General features: G+C 54.2%; 15 protein-coding genes. 1 reads left to right on the top strand and 14 read right to left on the bottom strand.

From position 1 onward, the window contains the following. From QP904_RS07110 to QP904_RS07125, 4 genes are all read right to left on the bottom strand, one after another. Window positions 1-1,924, bottom strand: a 1,924-nt coding sequence (locus QP904_RS07110) for a tape measure protein (RefSeq protein ID WP_284835801.1), incomplete at its 3' end; no start/stop codon positions are given. Window positions 1,925-1,926: 2 nt separating this feature from the next. Then, window positions 1,927-2,292 (bottom strand): hypothetical protein, encoded by a 366-nt coding sequence (locus tag QP904_RS07115; RefSeq protein WP_259825023.1) that lies wholly within the window; start codon window positions 2,290-2,292, stop codon window positions 1,927-1,929. A gap of 55 nt (window positions 2,293-2,347) precedes the next feature. Beyond that, entirely contained in the window at window positions 2,348-2,608 is a 261-nt protein-coding gene (locus QP904_RS07120) for a hypothetical protein (RefSeq protein WP_284835802.1), read from the bottom strand. Between the two features lie 157 nt (window positions 2,609-2,765). Beyond that, entirely contained in the window at window positions 2,766-7,820 is a 5,055-nt protein-coding gene (locus tag QP904_RS07125; protein WP_284835803.1) for a hypothetical protein, read from the bottom strand. Window positions 7,821-7,926: 106 nt separating this feature from the next. Between QP904_RS07125 and QP904_RS07130 the strand changes: the two genes are divergently transcribed. Beyond that, entirely contained in the window at window positions 7,927-10,785 is a 2,859-nt protein-coding gene (locus tag QP904_RS07130; protein WP_259825030.1) for a DNA methyltransferase, read from the top strand. Between the two features lie 31 nt (window positions 10,786-10,816). Here the strand turns inward: QP904_RS07130 and QP904_RS07135 are convergent, their stop codons facing one another. The 10 genes from QP904_RS07135 to QP904_RS07180 all read right to left on the bottom strand — a co-directional run bounded on the left by QP904_RS07135 (window position 10,817) and on the right by QP904_RS07180 (window position 17,319). After that, complete coding sequence (locus QP904_RS07135; protein WP_259825032.1) at window positions 10,817-12,094, bottom strand: hypothetical protein; 1,278 nt, start codon at window positions 12,092-12,094, stop codon at window positions 10,817-10,819. Beyond that, window positions 12,094-12,723 carry a hypothetical protein gene (locus QP904_RS07140; protein ID WP_259825033.1) on the bottom strand — a complete coding sequence of 210 codons (630 nt, stop codon included), beginning with the start codon at window positions 12,721-12,723 and terminating at the stop codon, window positions 12,094-12,096. The genes QP904_RS07135 and QP904_RS07140 overlap by 1 nt, the downstream gene beginning before the upstream one ends. 51 nt (window positions 12,724-12,774) lie before the next feature. Then, a complete protein-coding gene (locus QP904_RS07145; protein ID WP_259825035.1) occupies window positions 12,775-13,767 on the bottom strand; it encodes a phage tail tube protein in 993 nt (330 codons plus the stop codon). Between the two features lie 77 nt (window positions 13,768-13,844). Then, window positions 13,845-14,222, bottom strand: coding sequence for a hypothetical protein (locus QP904_RS07150; RefSeq protein WP_259825037.1), 378 nt, complete (start codon window positions 14,220-14,222; stop codon window positions 13,845-13,847). 3 nt (window positions 14,223-14,225) lie between these two features. After that, entirely contained in the window at window positions 14,226-14,516 is a 291-nt protein-coding gene (locus QP904_RS07155) for a hypothetical protein (RefSeq protein ID WP_259825038.1), read from the bottom strand. Beyond that, window positions 14,509-14,838, bottom strand: a complete 330-nt coding sequence (locus QP904_RS07160; protein WP_259825039.1) for a hypothetical protein — start codon at window positions 14,836-14,838, stop codon at window positions 14,509-14,511. The genes QP904_RS07155 and QP904_RS07160 overlap by 8 nt, the downstream gene beginning before the upstream one ends. Before the next feature lie 25 nt (window positions 14,839-14,863). Next, the gene (locus tag QP904_RS07165; RefSeq protein WP_259825040.1) at window positions 14,864-15,247 is read right to left on the bottom strand and encodes a Gp19/Gp15/Gp42 family protein; all 384 of its coding nucleotides are present in this window, start codon (window positions 15,245-15,247) and stop codon (window positions 14,864-14,866) included. Window positions 15,248-15,265: 18 nt separating this feature from the next. Next, a complete protein-coding gene (locus QP904_RS07170) occupies window positions 15,266-16,324 on the bottom strand; it encodes a major capsid protein (RefSeq protein ID WP_259825041.1) in 1,059 nt (352 codons plus the stop codon). A 2-nt stretch (window positions 16,325-16,326) separates the two neighbouring features. Next, window positions 16,327-16,752, bottom strand: coding sequence for a hypothetical protein (locus QP904_RS07175; RefSeq protein ID WP_259825042.1), 426 nt, complete (start codon window positions 16,750-16,752; stop codon window positions 16,327-16,329). Between the two features lie 30 nt (window positions 16,753-16,782). Continuing rightward, complete coding sequence (locus QP904_RS07180; protein ID WP_259825044.1) at window positions 16,783-17,319, bottom strand: hypothetical protein; 537 nt, start codon at window positions 17,317-17,319, stop codon at window positions 16,783-16,785. Window positions 17,320-17,326: the final 7 nt, after the last annotated feature.

The following is a 17,326-nucleotide window of genomic DNA, read 5'->3' on the forward strand; positions in this document are numbered from 1 at the left end:
TCGCATCCTGGTCAAATTTTCTTGGCATATTCCAGATTTCCCATCTACTCAAACGGAACAAAACCTGGGACACTTCATCCCACAAGGTTTGTAGGGCTTGTGCGACAGCGTCCCATGCGGGTTTGAGTACGTTTTCCCACAGGGCTTGGATGCCGGTTACGAGTAGCTCCCAGCCCAGCTTAATGGCGTTAAATCCAGCCGTGAGAAGTGCTTTGAGAATATTGAATTGAATAACAATAGGCGTGATAAGTGCGGTGATGATGTAAGGAGCTACCTGTTGAATCACGCCCCATGCTTTCGCAAACCACTCGCCAATAGACGAAAATACAGGCTGAATCCACTCCCAGAAGCCGCGGAACGCGTCACCAATCTTCGACAAGATTTGATGCCCGACCTCGGTCTTTGTCAAAAAGAGTGTAATACCTGCAACGACAGCAGCAATAGCCGTGACAATAAGGCCAATTGGGTTCGTGTCAAAAATAGCCGCCAACAGTGCAGGCAAAGTACGCAGCCCAGTGAAGATGATGCGCCCGAACTTCATGATTCCGCCCAAAGCCTTACGGAATCCCATAAACCCTTTAATCGCAGGGCCCAACTTTGGCCCGAATGATGCGATAATGTCGCCGCCTGCCTTAAACGCCTTAAACCCGCGAGTAATCGGAGCAATGACCTTAGCCCACGTCATAAACCCACCAGCAGCCGCAGCAGCCAATCCTGGGTGCTTGGCCATCTGGTCGGTGAGTATCTCAACGGCCGGGACAACCACGGTAGAAATCAGCGGCGCGAGAGCATTTAACAGGTCGACAATAGCAGGAAGACTACCGATAGCAATAGAGCCCATGGCAGTGACGATGGAAGGCAGAATAGGTGCGATGGCGCTGAGAAGCTGGGCTACTGAACTGCCTAGTTGTTCAACTGCAGGCCATGCTTGGACTGCTAAATTCCCCATCGACGTGAACGAATTCATCACCGAATCAAAATCAATGTTCGAAATCGCGTCGAACATTTTCGGAATAACGTCATCAGCCAAATGGTCAAAAATCGGGGCAATCTTGTCTGAGAGCTGTCCAGCGAAAACACCAATCTGAGGAGTGATTCTCTCGAACCCATCCGACAGTGCATTGAAGACGGGAATCATGCCTTCGTAAAAGGGCTGAATGAATGCAGCAGTCACGTGAGACGCAAACGCTGCCATAGTGTCGAAGGAGCCTTTGAATGTTTCGCGTTGCTTCTGGGCAGCTCCGTCGAACATGTCGTTCATGGCGTCAGAAAAGTCCTCGAAAGAGACCTTACCTTCGCTAATCATGTCGGTGACTTCTTCTTTTGTCACTCCCATTTGGTCGGCAAGTTTTTGTTGCAGCCCGATTCCTCGGTCCATCAACTGGGCCATAACCTCACCGTCAACGTGGCCACGGGCAGCGACCTTCGACCAGATTGACCCCATCTCGCCCATGGACACGCCTGAGTGGGCGGCAGAGTCAGCGACTCGGCTGAGAGTATCTTGGAGGTCTTGGCCAGGTTTAATACCAGAGCTGAGCATGACGGAGGCAACCTGGGCGGTATCACCCATGAGGAAGGAGGTGCCCTCAATGGACTTATTGACATTGCCCATAATCTGGTCGATGTCTTTGCCCTTGTAGCCCAAACCCTCAAGGGCCTTTTCTGCCTTGTCAGTCGAAGCAAGGCGGTTAAACCCATCACTAAAAGCTTTACCCGCGCTGACACCAGCAGCGGCGGTGGTGGCTACAGCACCAGCTTTCATCGTCTTCTTCAGACCACTGGTGATTTTGCCACCCATCTTCTCACCCCACGAGCCAGAAGGGCTGACCACAGCCTTATCAATCTGCTTGCGTACCTGGGAAAAATCTCCCATTTTCGGCACGATACTGACCCAGCCGGTACCAACATCGAAGTTTGCACCCATGCTTAACCCCCGTCAATGCCAGGCCAGTCATCGCCCAGCCATTCATCCATTTCTTGCTTGGTAAGTCCCTCTGCCTGTATTCCAGCAGTTTCGGTTTTCTTGTCGTCGACTCCGGGGCGGGGAATAGGCTTAGGCTTTTGCCCCTTACCTCCCCAAGCACTCATCGCCTGCTGGTCAGCAATATGCGCCAGGAGTTGATTGGTAAGGTTCCATTCCCAATCCTTCTTTTGTGCATTGCGCACCAGCGCCGAGTCTGGGCCAGCGGTGGCAATCAGAGCGATGGCATCATTCCACGTGGCGCGGTCTGTGCCGTCGTTTATCCACCGCCAGCGTATACCGGCTTCGATGAGTTCCCTTTCGACTGCCATAGCGAATCGGGTGTCGGAGTCTACAGCGTCGATGAGGGAGACGATTTCGCTAAGGCTAGCTTTTGTCGCCGCCTTCGCTCCAGTCCTGCATGAAGGTGTTGAATTCGTCCATGCGCATGTTGTCGATGGCATCGAGGGTGCCGTCGTCGGATTTGTCGGCGGCGCGCTCGAGAATCATCCAGGAGAAGTCTTCATCGTCGAGGCCGTCTCGCTTGGCGCGGCGGCGGTCGCCGACGGTGATGATGGAGTCAATTGGCGGCAGAGTGATGTCGTCGCCGTTAGTGGTGGTGTAGTTAAACCAATCGTTGGTTGGCATAGTGTTTTTCTTGGCGTTCTTCCTTGCAGCCATATGAAACAATTCCCCCGTTTAGAACGTGTTTATGATTTTACGGTGTCCCCGTGGCCCTATATCCCCTGAATAGGCGCCATGAAAACCCATACACTCTATATTAGCAGCACTAGTGTGCTATTTTTTAAGGACCAAAGTTGGCTAGCAGCCAGCCCATCCCTGCGGCAACAGAAACAATCGTGAGAATAATCAAACCGATAATTGGGATAAAGGAATACAGGTACACAAGCACGATTGCTACCGCAAGGCCAGTTGACGCCATGAAACCAGTAACAGCCCCTGCAACATTGAGGACAACCACTAAAGCCACGAGGCCAATAGATACTGCAGCCACAACCGCTAACTGACCGATAATCCACAGTCGCAGTAGACGCCCCACCGGCGAATTCCGGGTCAGAAGGTTGAAAATATCCAACGGAATACCCACCAGTGGAAATGCAATCGTATTGACTACGCGTAGGTAAATCGGCACAAGGCTCAACGTGACAATGAGACCGGCTACAGCAATAAAAGTGACAGTCACGATGCCGGCAATCACCACTCCTGTCACACGGTTGAACAGTGTCAGCGCCAGCGAGCCCAAAACAACGCCCAAGAGGCCCACAACCACGGTGAATACCGCAATAGACGAGATAAGGTCTATGGTCCGAATCGTATGCGAGATACTAGCAATCGCGACAATGAGCAAAGAAGCCGATAAAATCAACACAGCCCACACAAGGATAGGCGCCGCTGCAACAAGACCAGCCACACGAAGACGCCTAAACAGTCGCCTACCAACACGCACCGGAGTACCAGCCGCAATAAATGCGAAAGCGCCAGCCAGAACAAGCCCAGACACCGCCGTGAGCAGTGCAGCCAACGGGGCTAGAAGTACTCGAGGGTGCGTTGCGACCATGCTCAGAAACGTCGCCACCGACAAGAACAAAATAATGGCACCGGCAACACCTGGCACAATCGTCAAAGCCGCCGCAGAAAACGTCACCGCAATCGTCAACAGTGACACCTTGGCTAATATCCTCCACGGCTTCGCCAACTTCCGCGAAACAAGAAGCAATGGAACGCCCACGAACACAGTAACTACAGCAGAAATCATCAACCCCAATGCGAGCCGCTCGAGCTTTTGAGCCTTCATCCACGGGAATGCCCCGGCGATGACCGCGGCGTCGAGCAGTAGGCGGCGCACACTACGGGCCGTGACTAAAGCAACGATAACAGCGGATATAACGGTGGCTATGCTGCTGAGCGCAAATTTAGGCCACCTCTTCAAACGCTGACCAATCCAAGTCAAAGTAACAAGCGCGACTATAAGAAAACGGTGATGAATACCCAACACAACGGCGGCAGGGGTAAGCAACCGCGCCGCAATGACAGGAACCTTCCACCCCATCCATCGCGCCGCAGCAATAACACTCGACCCGAGAATACCTACCACAAGCGGGAGAATAGGGCGGAGAATACGCCCAATAATTCCCCGCGTACGAGCGACGACATGCGCTAGCGCGACTCCCAACGTAGTGACAGTGTCAATGCCGAAAGCATCCAAGAAAGTCCACGGAAGGACAATAGGAGTCAGTAGGTGGCGAAGTACACGTTGAGGCTTAGCCACTATATAGCCCACGAGCATGATTACTAACTGGGCGATGCCCAAATTTCCTGCACCGCCAGCGACGAGCCAAATCTGATTCGTTGCCGGATTCGCTGGTCCGCCAGCCGCAGCCCACGCGGCCCATGCTGCTGCGGACACGCTAGCAAAGATTACCAAAAGCCCCCAGGCAACAACTTGTACGCTGATGCTGTAAAAATTCCACTTCAGCAAGAAAACATTTATGGACAGGGGAATCAACACGCGATACAGCAGGCCTCTGTACGGCAAAAACAGTGCAGGAAGCGTCAACAACGCCACTATCAGTACTACTGCAGAGATTAGGCTAACCACAGTGGTGCCTACAGCACGCACTGGATATAAAAGCCGCGTTGGCGATGCAAAAAGGGGAATAAAGCCTACAGAAGCCACAGAGCGCACTACCCGCACACCTTGAAACACTAGCCGGACAACCCATGGCCCGACGGCAGCAAAAACACCAGTAGCCATAAACACAACGCCAATAAGCATCACGCCGACAGTAATCGCGCGTAAAAGCAACTGGCCCGCACCAAACAGACCCGTGACCAGCAAGGACAGCTGATGGGCGACAAACGCCGCCACAGTAGCACCCACTGTGGCCAAGGCTGCAGCTACCGCAGCAACAGCAGAAACAACCGGCGGCGCCAAAACGGGAAGAAGCAAAAGCGTCGCTACAGCCATTGCCAAAAGCGACACAGCAACCACAGCCCCTAACGCCAGAATGACAGGCGCGACAGCTTTCTTCAGCAACGGAAACGCCGCTACATTCGACGCCACCCACGCCACAGAAGCCACATAAAAAATAATCGACGCCGGAATAGCAACAAGCGCCGTAACAAACGCCGTTACCCCAGACCCGGCCACCGGCAACAAGGCCCTCACCGTGGTAAACATCAAAAACAGTGCAGCCAGCACAAAACGCACTAATGGTCGAATAACAGTAACCGCCGCACGAAGCTGCTTACCCGCCAAGCGAGCCGTCACCAAAGACCGAAATACCAAAACCTGAACAATCGGCAACGACACCGCAACCGCAGTAACAACCGGAGGAACCGTATCCAACCTGAACCGCAACAACCGCAGCAACGACACGACGATACTAATCCCAACAAACGGGACGAAAACCCCACCAATAATGACCGTGCGCACCAAATTCAACAACAATGACCGGCCAGAAAGAGTAGAGCTACGAATCATCAAAAAGATAATGAGCCCCACAACAGTAGAAGCAAACAACGCCACAATGACGAACGTCGTCACGGCAATAGCGACCGCAACAACCGCTTTCTCCACACCGGTCAAACGCAGAGGCTGCGTGACCCGCAGTAAAATACGAGCCTTCGTCACCACCATCAGAACGATTGCAGCTAATGCTGCGAGATGAGCTAAAGCCCATCCTGCAGCCACAAACAGAACAATGGACTTCAATGTAACCGGCACTGCGCCAGCGATAACAACAAGTGGGAAATCCAAAATGATGAACTTCGCACCATTGACCACAGACCAAAAAATAAACAACGCCGCCAACGGATGCCCAGTCAACAAGGCAATCACAATCAAATCCGCCGCCCACGGCAAAAGCACACCACCTAAGCCGAAGCCGAAAAACTCCAAAACCACGACCAGCATGCCCAACAACAAACCTAGCGTTGCCAAACCAACCGGAACTGCAAGGAACGGTTGACCAAACACTGCCAACACCACAGTCAGCGCAAACCCCGCCAACAAAGCCATCACCGGCACAGCAAGCATCACGCCCACCAGAATCAAATCCTGCGTCGACAACTCAGCGATAGCCTTATTCACACCATCAAGAAACGCATCCCACGCCCCAGTAAGCTGCGGAATCATCTGCCCCAAATTCAAAGCATTCAGCGCAGCAATCCAACCCTGACCAATATCATTAGCTACCGCGCTAGCCAGCAGACCAACATCGTTAGCCAAAGCAGCAGGATTATTCCAGTCCGTTAAAAACCGGTTTGCAATATCACCATACTGGGCAGGGTCCAACGAACCCACAAACGCATTCCATGCCTTGACAAGCTTCGACGGGTTAAAAACATCCCAATTATCCCGAACAATATCGATGACCGATTCCCACAAACGCTGCGCCGCACGATAAAGGTCACTGCCCGCACGAGCAATATCAGACAGAATTTCTCCTGATGCCATTCGCTTAATGAAATCACCAGAAATCTCATCCCAGCGGCGCATCGCATCACGAATGAACTCATTAACGTCGGTGATGTTCTGCCTGTTCAAAAAGCCACGCAGTGCGTCACCAACCATCTTTCCAACATCGCCAGACATCTGTCCTAATCGCCCAGCCCACGCACGAATAGGCCCAGCCCACTGTGCGAAACCAGCAGACTCCACCAGATCGGCCAAAGCATCACCCAACGCGGGGAAATTCACCGACGCAATCGCATTATCAATCAGATGGTCAACATCCCCACGCATAATGGCGTCAAGCCAATCCTGCCAATTCGCCCCAGCCGTCGACAGGAAATCACCAATAGCCTGCTGCACATCACCGTTGGCCAGGCCGGTAATCAGACCGCCGATACCAACACTCGACCACAGTGTGGCAATCTTCTTCAACGCATGTGCCACCGACTTACTACGACGCCGCAGCCATGACATCGCATGGTCAAACGCAGCGCGAAAGTTATCTAAGTTGGCGCCACTAATAAGGTCCCGCGGAGCCCAATCCGCAATGATGCGCAGCAACTCCGAATCAGTCATATCGGCGACCGTGTGCTCCACACGATTAATCAGCTGGTCCACCGCATCCAACAACGACCGCTCAGAAATACGAGAAATAATATCCAAAGCAGTAGATACATTCACCCGAATCGCGCCAAGATTCGTCAACCTGCCATCGCCAGTAATATAGTCCACCCACTCGCGAACCTTGCCAGCAAACGCAAAATCCGGGCCTACGTTTCCACGTGAAGAAGGTTCCTCCGGGCCCCTATCTATCAGGCGGTACAAGCACACACCATTAGAATCCGGTGTGCACGACAACGTCACCACACTGCCTGCCAACTCGGCCCGGTTAAACGCCTGCGAATCAATCGACGTAACCACCGCACGCGGAACAAACAAACGCACACGCTGCCCATCAGCCGCCAACAAATCAAAATTCAACGACCGATAAGGAAGCGCCCCATCAAGGCGTTCCTCAACCCTCACACGCGAAGAATCAAACAACTCTTTGACGCCACCATCGGGATGAGTCAACCGCATCACCGCCGAATTCCCCAACTCCATAAACGACACCGACAGGCTCACCCCATCCGGCGAGGAGACAGTACTCATCGACAAACCAGACCACGACTTCGACTCCTCAGCATCCACCGACGTATCCACCGACACCCCATCAGCAGACACATAACCAGCAGGGGTCATCCCGGCTCCCGGAAGCCGACGCAATGGCTCACTCGCCGATAAAGGCACCGCAAAAGGACTCGACACCGGCTGGCCAATCCAAGCACCACCACCGGCCGAAATATTCGGCACACCATGGACAAGATTCCCCCGATTACGCATAAAACCCCCAAAATAGCGTCACAATACAACCCCTAGTATAAAACACAGCAGCTAAGCACCTATGCCAATCACCGTGCCCTACGAACCAAGCACCTATAATCCCGATATGGCCCCCACCACATTCGACCGCACCACCATTCGCCACAACCTCACCGAATTCAAACTTCGGTGGCTTGCCCACATTGAGCAGTGGAAGGCGGAAAACCGTCCCGCGACCGAGTCGAGTCACGACCAACAATTCTGGGGCGACCTACTCGACTGCTTCGGTGTCAACGCCCGCGATTTGTACCTGTACCAACGCAGTGCAAAACGCGCCTCAACCGGGCGCACCGGCAAGATTGACATGTTCATGCCGGGCAAAGTCATAGGCGAGGCCAAGTCCCTCGGCGTCTCGCTCGATGACGCTTATGCCCAAGCTTTGGATTATTTGCTGGGCGGTACTATCGCGAACTCGCACATGCCGGCCTATGTAATCTGTTCCAACTTCGAGACCCTGCGGGTGACCCGCCTAAACCGCACCTATGTCGGCGATAGCGCAGACTGGGATATTACGTTTCCCCTAGAGGAGATTGACGAGCACGTCGACCAGCTTGCTTTCCTCGCCGACTACGAAACCACCGCCTACCGGGAAGAAGAAAAGGCCTCCCTGGAAGCCTCCCGGTTAATGGTTGAGTTGTTCCGCGCCATGAACGGCGACGATGTAGACGAAGCCGTCGGTGATGACGCGCCCACCACGCCGGAGGAAGAAGACGAGCGCGTCATGCGCACCTCTATCTACCTCACCCGTATCCTCTTCCTGCTCTTCGGCGACGACGCAGGACTCTGGGATACCCCGCACCTATTTGCCGACTTTGTGCGCAATGAAACCACCCCGGAGTCTCTCGGCCCGCAGCTCAATGAGCTATTTAGCGTTCTCAATACCGCCCCGGAAAAGCGGCCTAAGCGTTTGCCGGCAACGTTGGCGAAATTCCCGTATGTCAACGGTGCTTTGTTTGCTGAGCCGTTGGCCTCGGAGTACTTCGACTACCAGATGCGTAAAGCTCTGCTTGCTGCCTGTGACTTCGATTGGTCGACTATCGACGTCTCTGTCTTTGGCTCCTTGTTCCAGTTGGTTAAGTCGAAGGAGGCTCGCCGCAGCGACGGCGAACACTACACGTCTAAGGCCAACATCATGAAGACCATCGGCCCGCTTTTCCTAGACGAGCTTCGAGCTGAGGCGGACAAGTTGGTGTCTTCTCCGTCGACGTCGGTGGCCGCATTAGAGCGCTTCCGTGACTCTTTGGCCGAGCTGGTCTTTTGCGACCCGGCCTGTGGTTCCGGCAACTTCCTACTTCTGGCGTATCGGGAATTGCGCCGGATTGAAACAGACATCATTGTCGCTATCCGCCAACGCCGCGGTGAAACCGGAATGTCTCTCAATATCGAGTGGGAACAAAAACTCTCCATTGGCCAGTTCTACGGCTTCGAACTCAACTGGTGGCCTGCCAAGATTGCCGAGACCGCCATGTTTTTGGTTGACCACCAAGCAAATAAAGAACTTGCGAACGCGGTAGGCAGACCTCCTGAACGGTTGCCGATTAAGATTACTGCTCACATTTACCACGGCAACGCCCTGCAGCTTGATTGGGCGGATATACTTCCGGTTTCTGCTACCAAGACCTATGTCTTCGGCAACCCACCGTTTTTGGGGCATGCGACGAGAACTGCTGAACAAGCTCAAGAACTCCGAGACTTGTGGGGCACTAAGGATATATCACGCTTGGACTACGTCACGGGCTGGCATGCGAAGTGCTTGGACTTCTTTGAGTCCCGAGAAGGTCGTTTTGCGTTTGTCACCACCAATTCAATTACTCAAGGCGATCAAGTGCCACGGCTGTTTGGACCTATCTTCAAAGCAGGGTGGCGTATTCGTTTCGCCCACCGCACGTTTGCTTGGGACTCTGAGGCACCCGGTAAAGCTGCTGTCCACTGCGTCATTGTTGGCTTCGATAAGGAGAGTCAACCACGTCCAGGTCTGTGGGATTATCCCGATGTAAAGGGCAAGCCAGTCTCAGTGGAAGTAGGCCAGGGGATTAATGGCTATCTAGTAGACGGCCCTAACGTGCTCGTGGAGAAATCCAAAGCGCCCATCTCGCTTGTAGTTACTCCCGCAGTCTTCGGAAATATGGCCCGAGATGGCGGCAACCTGCTAGTTGAGGTCGACGAATACAACGAGGTTATGAGTGACCCAATAGCGGCGAAGTATGTTCGACCTTTCCGGGGCAGTAGAGAGCTCATGAACGGCTTAGACCGGTGGTGTCTATGGCTGGTAGATGTAGCACCGTCAGACATTGCCCAGAGTCCAGTACTGAAAAAGCGCCTAGAAGCAGTTAAAGCCTTCCGCGCCGACAGTAAAGCAGCAAGTACACGGAAAATGGCTGAGACTCCACACTTATTCGGCCAGCGGTCGCAACCAAGTACTGATTACCTCTGCCTGCCGAAAGTAGTAAGCGAACGCCGTTCTTATTTCACCGTACAAAGGTATCCATCAAATGTAATTGCATCTGATCTAGTGTTCCATGCTCAAGATCCTGACGGACTGCAATTTTCTCTAGCATCGTCGTCAATGTTCATCACATGGCAGAAGACCATTGGAGGCAGACTGGAGTCTCGAATTCGCTTTGCAAATACTCTGACGTGGAATACTTTCCCTGTGCCAGAACTCGACAAGAAGACACGGCAGCGCATTATTAACGCGGGCAAGAAGGTGCTCGATGCCCGCGCGCTGCACCCAGAACGCTCACTGGCCGAGCACTACAACCCCCTTGCAATGTCCCCGGAGTTGGTTAAGGCTCACGATGCACTTGACCGAGAAGTAGACAAAGCCTTTGGCGCTCCACGCAAACTTACTACCGAGCGCCAGCGCCAAGAACTACTGTTTGTTAGCTACGCCGAGTTAACCAAGAAGAAAGGGGACGAAGGATAAACCCTCGCCCCCCTCGTCTCCATGGATTTCCTTACACGGTCAGCGCACCTACAGCTAGGTACGCGACCACAATTAATGCTACCGCGTCGCCGATAAGAACGCCCGGCTTCAGCGCCAGCGGAGTCAGTACGGTCTTCAGAACGCGCCAGTTTGCAAACAGCCCAGCGGCCAAAGTCTCCACACCACGCAGACCCAAACCACGAACCGGAAGATGTCCCAGCTGCGGGATACGCGACAGCAAGAACACGTTGAAGAGGATGCGGCCGATGTTCAGCCCGTTGAGAATCTTCAACAGGTTATTGCCACGTACCGCAACGCGAATCGGGCTAGACAGGACAAGGAAGTCCACCGCGGCGCGAACAGCCTTGACCACGGTCTTAGTGTTAAACGCTGTCAGCGAGTTAATAAGCACCTCGTTAAAGACGTGCAGCAGCGCCTGACGTACCTCATGGTGATTAAACATCTGCAGCGCAACAACAATAAACGGAAGCTTCTTTGCTGCCTTAAACTGCGCGATAACCGGAGCAGCCAGAAGGCCCTTACCCGCGGTAAACAAGCCCTTGCCAATCGCAGCCTTCACCGCCACGCCCAAATCAACAATGCTCTTAACCGCCTCAGCGCCCTGGGCAACAACAGAGCCCGCTGCCAAAGCCACAGCCAGCAAAGGAGACAATCCCTCAGCAGCCTTCACAGCCTTGCGCACAGCCTCATCAGCGCCCAAGGAAGCCAACTCGCCAATGAGCTTGCCACCACGCCCGGTGACAGCGTCAAAGTGCTTCGCCAGCTCATCAAGCTCATCCTGTCGCAGCTCAGCCAAAGCCTCCAACACATGGCCAGGCAGTGCACCACCAGGCAGCTTCTTAACCACCTGTGCAATCGGTGCCGAAGCATTCAGCGTATCCAACGCCTCAGCAAAGTCACGGGCAACAGAACGAATCTCAGAAAGGTCAGAGACCTTCTCCAGACCAAGATCCTTCAGCTGGCCCTCAAGCCCATCAACGAGCTCATCAGCCGCGGACTTAAAGTCGGCAACCTTCTTCAGCGGGTCCGGCTCATGAATAGCGGTATCGATATTCGCCTTGAGGGTATCCAGGACTTCCTGGCCGGTTTCAGCTTCATCCACCAGGGTAGAAATAGCCTTTTCAACTTCACTGCGAGTATCGTCACCCAGGTTCAGCAGTGCGCTAGAAGCCTGGGTGAGTGCGTCTGCCATTTCGTGTGGAATAACGCCGGCCGACTCGAGGCGGTCCACGAGGTGGGTGGGGTTGAATTCGCCGTAGTTATCGCGGTCAGTGTACTTGTATTCCATTACTTTTCCTCCTTGGTGTCCTCGTTGAATGCGCGCAGAATGTTGATGAGGGCAGCACCGATTGGCTGGGCGGAGGAACCAATGCCGGTGACCAAGTCCGTGAGCTTCTTGCGGTCAGTCTCGGGAAGAGCGTCAAACTTGCCTACTAGTTCTGGGAAGCCATCGCCCGGGGTGATTCCGTCGAACAGCTTCTTAGCGTAAGAAGAACCAACGAAATCATCCACAGCGGAACCGACCTTGCCGGCGTGGTCTGCGAGTTCCTTCACATGTTCTGCGGCCTTGTCGGGGAGAGCTTCAGCATCGCCGAACTGTTCGGCCACGAGGTCATGCAGGCGAGTCTGTGCGTCTTCGATGCCCTTGATAGCTGAAGGAACGCCAGTGCCAGGGAAGACCAATGGTCCGCCGAGAATCTGCTTAAGGTCATCGGCAAGGGTCTTGGCGTCCTTGACAGTGCGCCCCAGCATGGAGACCTGCTGCGGAATGGATTCGGAAATCTTGTCGATGATGGTATTGAAATTAGAGAACATGCCGGTGAGAGAATCAGCAGTGTCCTTTTCCACGCCGCCTTCCTGCTGCAGGTCGCGGATGGAGTTAGTGATCTGAGAAAGCAGGCTGTCGTTGTTGGCCATGAAATATTCCCCCAAAATGTAGTGTTTGAAATTACCCGAATAGGTGAGTGTTTAGATGATGCCGCCGGTTAGGTCATCAATGGTTTGACGTCCGCCGGAGCCGGTAAGCAGGTCTACAACTGCTTGGGCCCAACGGTTGTGACGATTCAGCGGAGTAAACGGTAGTGCTTCCACGTCCTTAATCAGCGTGGCGGCGTCTTTGCCTTCCAACAGGTCGGAAATCAGCTGCAGCAAATCGTCCACACCGTCAAGCGGCGCCAGGTGCGTAGTGAGCTTTTCGATGAAATCAAGGTTCAATCCGCCCTTACCGTCAATGAGCGAATAGAAAAGACCCGCAACCAAATCCGGCGAAATTGGCATACCATCGAGGGCATTACGGACAATGTCTTCAACTTCTGCCAGGGATACAACCGGCAGCCCATCATCTGGGAAGCGGTCATCGTCATCCTTCTTGACGTTGCGGCGGTCGATGTAGGTGTAGAGGTTGTTTCCCTTTTCATCCGGGAAGCACTCAATCGTGGCGTCGAAGCCTACGACCTCACCTCGCGAGAACACCTGGTCGTCGAGCTCGGTGACGCGACCATTCGGGATGAACAAGCGTCCCTTCAGGTCTTCGCCGCCGTGAATGTCAAAGATGAATGAGCGGTACGGAGTTTCCGTAGCGTTGTCAATCATCTGGACTGCTCGTCCATCATGACGGGAACGGAAGTTGCCTTCGCCCATTACGGCGGTAGCAACGTGAGAATTGACAATCTCGTGGAACTTGCACTTGATTTGCACCGAGTGGTTGGACTGCAACACTGCCATGGTGTCACCATTCCAGTCCACAACCTTTTCGGTATCACGGTCGACAGTCTTGGTTAGTCCGTCCTCGCTGATGTAGCCAGCTGGGCTGAACTTGTTGACAGTTGGTAGTGCAGCCACCCTGACAGACGCAGAGTGTGGTGTCTGTAGCGGGTTGATGCCCGCCATGCCAATCCATGCGGCGCCGCCGCTTTTGACCTCGGGCGCGCCGACAACAATGTTTTGTCGCATACGTGACATGCGAATTCCCCCAAATTTTTTACCCCGAGTAACCACCCCAAGCAGGGCAGTTACCACATACTATACATGAAAAATACTTAACTTAACGCTGTCCACAATGTGCCACCAGCCTGCCACCGCACCGCAGATGGCCTATCTGGGTCAGGGAAAATATACGGGTCGGTATCAGTATCCCAATCCAAAATATCCCCCTCAGCACGGTAAGAAACCTCCATACCCTCCAGACAGGCGGACAGTAAGTCCACGCAGTACTCATCGCCGGCGCCGTAGACTTGCAGCATGATGCGAGTGCGGTCCGTAACCGGTGTCTCTCGGTCAGGAGCAGCAGCATCAACCCGAACCATAGGACCAACAAACCCATCCGGAACCTTGGTAGCCACATGCACTCCGTCGAACTCGGAGCCTTTAAGCCACCGCTTTAAGCATGAGACAACAATCGCAGATGGATGCCGCATTATTTAATCTCCCTTCTTCGGTGACTTCGACGCGACCGGGTAGGCGCCTACAGCCTTTTGCAAAGCATTATGCTTCTTCTCGTGACCGTAGGCCTCCCAGTCATACGGAGTCGGCACGATAAGCGCACGCCACCTACGATGACCAGGTTCCGCTTCCTTGACGACGTAGTGCTCGCCGACCTTCGACCGGAACTCCTCGGCTTTGTTATCAACCAGTTGCTTAGTTTCCGATGATTCCTTGAGCACGCGATTAAAAAACTGGTGATTCATCTTGAACTTAAAGTTGTCAGCCACGCTCTACCCCCTCAAAAATACGCAGCTTATACTCCGCCAAGCCCGGGTCCCACCACGGCCCATGCGTGAAATCATGACCGCCATCGGCAACCACGAAATCCACACCACCGAGTTGAACTAAATCACCGGCATGCACATCACCTGGAAGCACAAACAACGCACCGGCCCAATCCACGCGCCGAATATCCTTATCATCCGGACCAGATTCCGGGGAATCGCTAATAGACCAACCAGCAGCCCGAATATTCTTTGGCTTACCCCACCTAGTTGCTGGATTACCGAAAGAATCTTCCCCCGAGTCCTCACGACGGCGAACCTGCACAGTGTAGGGGAGTGGGTACCCCGACTTAGTAGAGTGAGACCGTGAACGCGCCACGACGACCACCCCTAACCGAGCGCAGCATACGTTTATCCTCAGCCGTTAAGAAAACGCCGCCAGCATTCGAATTCGACCCGAAACTCTGACTCGTAGAAAACGGCCCAGCAGTAAACGACTGAGACTCAGCACCCACAGGAGCAGACGACAAGCCACGAGAGACAGCGCGGGCAGCCACACGAGCACACACCACACGAACCGCCGCCGGAACTGACTCATCAAAATGCTTACCCAAATAAGCATCAATAGCAACCATAGCTTCATCAACCAGCGCCGAAATAAGACGTTTATCGTCTTTATCCGCCTCAATGGTTAAACGGTCAGTAACGTCGTCAATCGTGCAGTACGTGTCCACGTGAACCCCCAAACTGGACTACTTAGCGCTACGGCCAGCCTTCTTCGTCGAACCAGGCTTAACCACGTGAGCAACCATGGCCATATTCGGATTCGTCAGAATCGGCTGAACAGCACAATTAGCACGAACCCAATAAGCCATCGGGTCGTTCTCACGCCAAGCGCCCACCGCAATCTGACCAGCGCCAGATAGGTTGTACTCCGGAGAGTGCATCTCCACCGTCTGGCCCCACACGGTATAGCCCAGCAGACCAGACTGAGTCTCCGGCGGCAGGAAGTACAGCGTATTCTCATCGAGAATTCGGCGCGCAGCCTTACCATCACGCACAGAACGAGAATACGACGTAATGCCCGGAAGTCCCTGGTCCTGCAGCACAGCGTTAATAGCGCCGGAGGAGACTCGAGCCAGCTCGCCGGTGGTATTCGCCGCATCGCGGAACTGCTTATTCGTCTGCAGCTTCTGGATAACCTTCGGCGAGGCAATAATGGTGCCCGGCTTGGTACCGTTGGCATCCTCATAGGCCATAGCCCACGAGATGATGTCTTCCAGGGCTCCGGAGTCCTGGTCATCCCAGTGCTTCTTCGGGGTGACCTCGAATTCCTCATCGCGGCCAATGCCGGCGTCGACGATGGCGCCATTTTCGATATAGCGGACACGGCCGGTGGTGAGAACGTCACCGCGGGCGACCTCGACGCGGTTAGCAACTGCGCGGACAACCGTCTCGGTGGCCTTGGTCATGTCATCTTCCTGGAAGCGAGAATCATCCTGGTGGAAGCTACGCAGCTGGTCCATCTCGTTGATGCGGACCTTCTGACCAATCAGAGGCATCTGCATCATGGCCTTCTGGCCGCCACCCATGGAGCCAATCGGCGTCTCAGCGTCTGCAGAGCGCACCTCAGCCAGGCGTCCGGTGTCCTGCTCGGTCATCCAGCTGAAGAACATATCGTTTATCAACTGGTCTGGGAAGTAAGCAGACAGGGAACCACCGGCGGCCTGCAGGTCGTTCAGGTAGTGGTTTGCGTAGATAGTCAGGTCCTCAGGCGAGAGGACCTCGTTCCAAATTTGCGTAGAACCCATGATTAATCCTCCCGTACGTCGCCGATGGCATCGAAGTTGGTGGAGCCATCCTCATTCCACAAGGAACCGTGCGGTTCGTGCACGAATGTGAACTCTGCATGGTCGCAATCTGCGATGTTCACGCGGTTGTTGGAATCCGGAAGGCGGTCAATGCGAACACGGCCGTGCCAGACAATCGGCACAACCTCGCCTGGATTGTTGTCCTGGTCCGTCAGCAGAAACCCATCCACGGACTGCGTCTTTGACGTCACTGGCACCCAGTAGTCGCCTTCGCGGTGCAAGGCGGTGCCAGAGGGCAGGACGGACGTGCGAATATGGGTAGTCTTCTCGCCCAGCGTGCCGGTTTCGGCGTTATCTACTGCGTGGCGAGAGCCCAGCCACGACAGGTCGCTGGGAGAGTAACGGTCAAATTCTGGCCGAAAGTGCATAATATCCCCCGATGATGTGATGAATGCGGACTACGCCCCCTGGCGCTTTTTACGCCTTTGCCACAGCTCCTCACCCCGAGAAATGCCCTGATTAGGTGATTCCCAGGTAAGCCGCGACGATGTAGGGGCGGCGGGGGAGTGCTTACCGATGAGGTCTTTAATCGTGGATTCAAAATCGTCATCGTCAGCGTCGAGCTTATCGACAGCTGCGCAGAAGCTTTTCGAATCGAATAGTTGCTCTACGTCGCCGCCGAGTTCCGCGATGTGGATAATCAAATCACGATTGTGCTGAGCATCTTCAACTTGCCTATGGGCCGTAGAGAGCTCGGATTGTAGGTCTTTAATCGTGGATTCGAGTTTCTCTTTATCCGCGGTAAGCTGCTCAACTTGCGCTAACGATTTTTCCGCCCGGGTTTCCCACGTGCGAGAGTGGGACCGCATGTCCTCGTACTTTTTACGGTAGTCGGGTGGTGCGGTTTCGGATTCAGCCTTTGCGGCGTTGGTGGCAGCATCCACGCTGGTGGTGTCCTTTTCGGACTTGTCAGTGCGTGCGTCCTCGTGCGGCACAGTCTCC

The organism is Corynebacterium nasorum (assembly GCF_030229765.1).
Classification (GTDB): Bacteria; Actinomycetota; Actinomycetes; order Mycobacteriales; family Mycobacteriaceae; genus Corynebacterium; species Corynebacterium kefirresidentii.

What these genes read in the sequence shown, in the direction of transcription:
- QP904_RS07175 (WP_259825042.1), bottom strand. Translation starts at nt 16,752, where the DNA reads ATGCACTTTCGGCCAGAATTTGACCGTTACTCTCCCAGCGACCTGTCG.
- QP904_RS07140 (WP_259825033.1), bottom strand. Translation starts at nt 12,723, where the DNA reads ATGGCCAACAACGACAGCCTGCTTTCTCAGATCACTAACTCCATCCGC.
- QP904_RS07170 (WP_259825041.1), bottom strand. Translation starts at nt 16,324, where the DNA reads ATGGGTTCTACGCAAATTTGGAACGAGGTCCTCTCGCCTGAGGACCTG.
- QP904_RS07130 (WP_259825030.1), top strand. Translation starts at nt 7,927, where the DNA reads ATGGCCCCCACCACATTCGACCGCACCACCATTCGCCACAACCTCACC.
- QP904_RS07115 (WP_259825023.1), bottom strand. Translation starts at nt 2,292, where the DNA reads ATGGCAGTCGAAAGGGAACTCATCGAAGCCGGTATACGCTGGCGGTGG.
- QP904_RS07150 (WP_259825037.1), bottom strand. Translation starts at nt 14,222, where the DNA reads ATGCGGCATCCATCTGCGATTGTTGTCTCATGCTTAAAGCGGTGGCTT.
- QP904_RS07125 (WP_284835803.1), bottom strand. Translation starts at nt 7,820, where the DNA reads ATGCGTAATCGGGGGAATCTTGTCCATGGTGTGCCGAATATTTCGGCC.
- QP904_RS07135 (WP_259825032.1), bottom strand. Translation starts at nt 12,094, where the DNA reads ATGGAATACAAGTACACTGACCGCGATAACTACGGCGAATTCAACCCC.
- QP904_RS07120 (WP_284835802.1), bottom strand. Translation starts at nt 2,608, where the DNA reads ATGCCAACCAACGATTGGTTTAACTACACCACCACTAACGGCGACGAC.
- QP904_RS07145 (WP_259825035.1), bottom strand. Translation starts at nt 13,767, where the DNA reads ATGTCACGTATGCGACAAAACATTGTTGTCGGCGCGCCCGAGGTCAAA.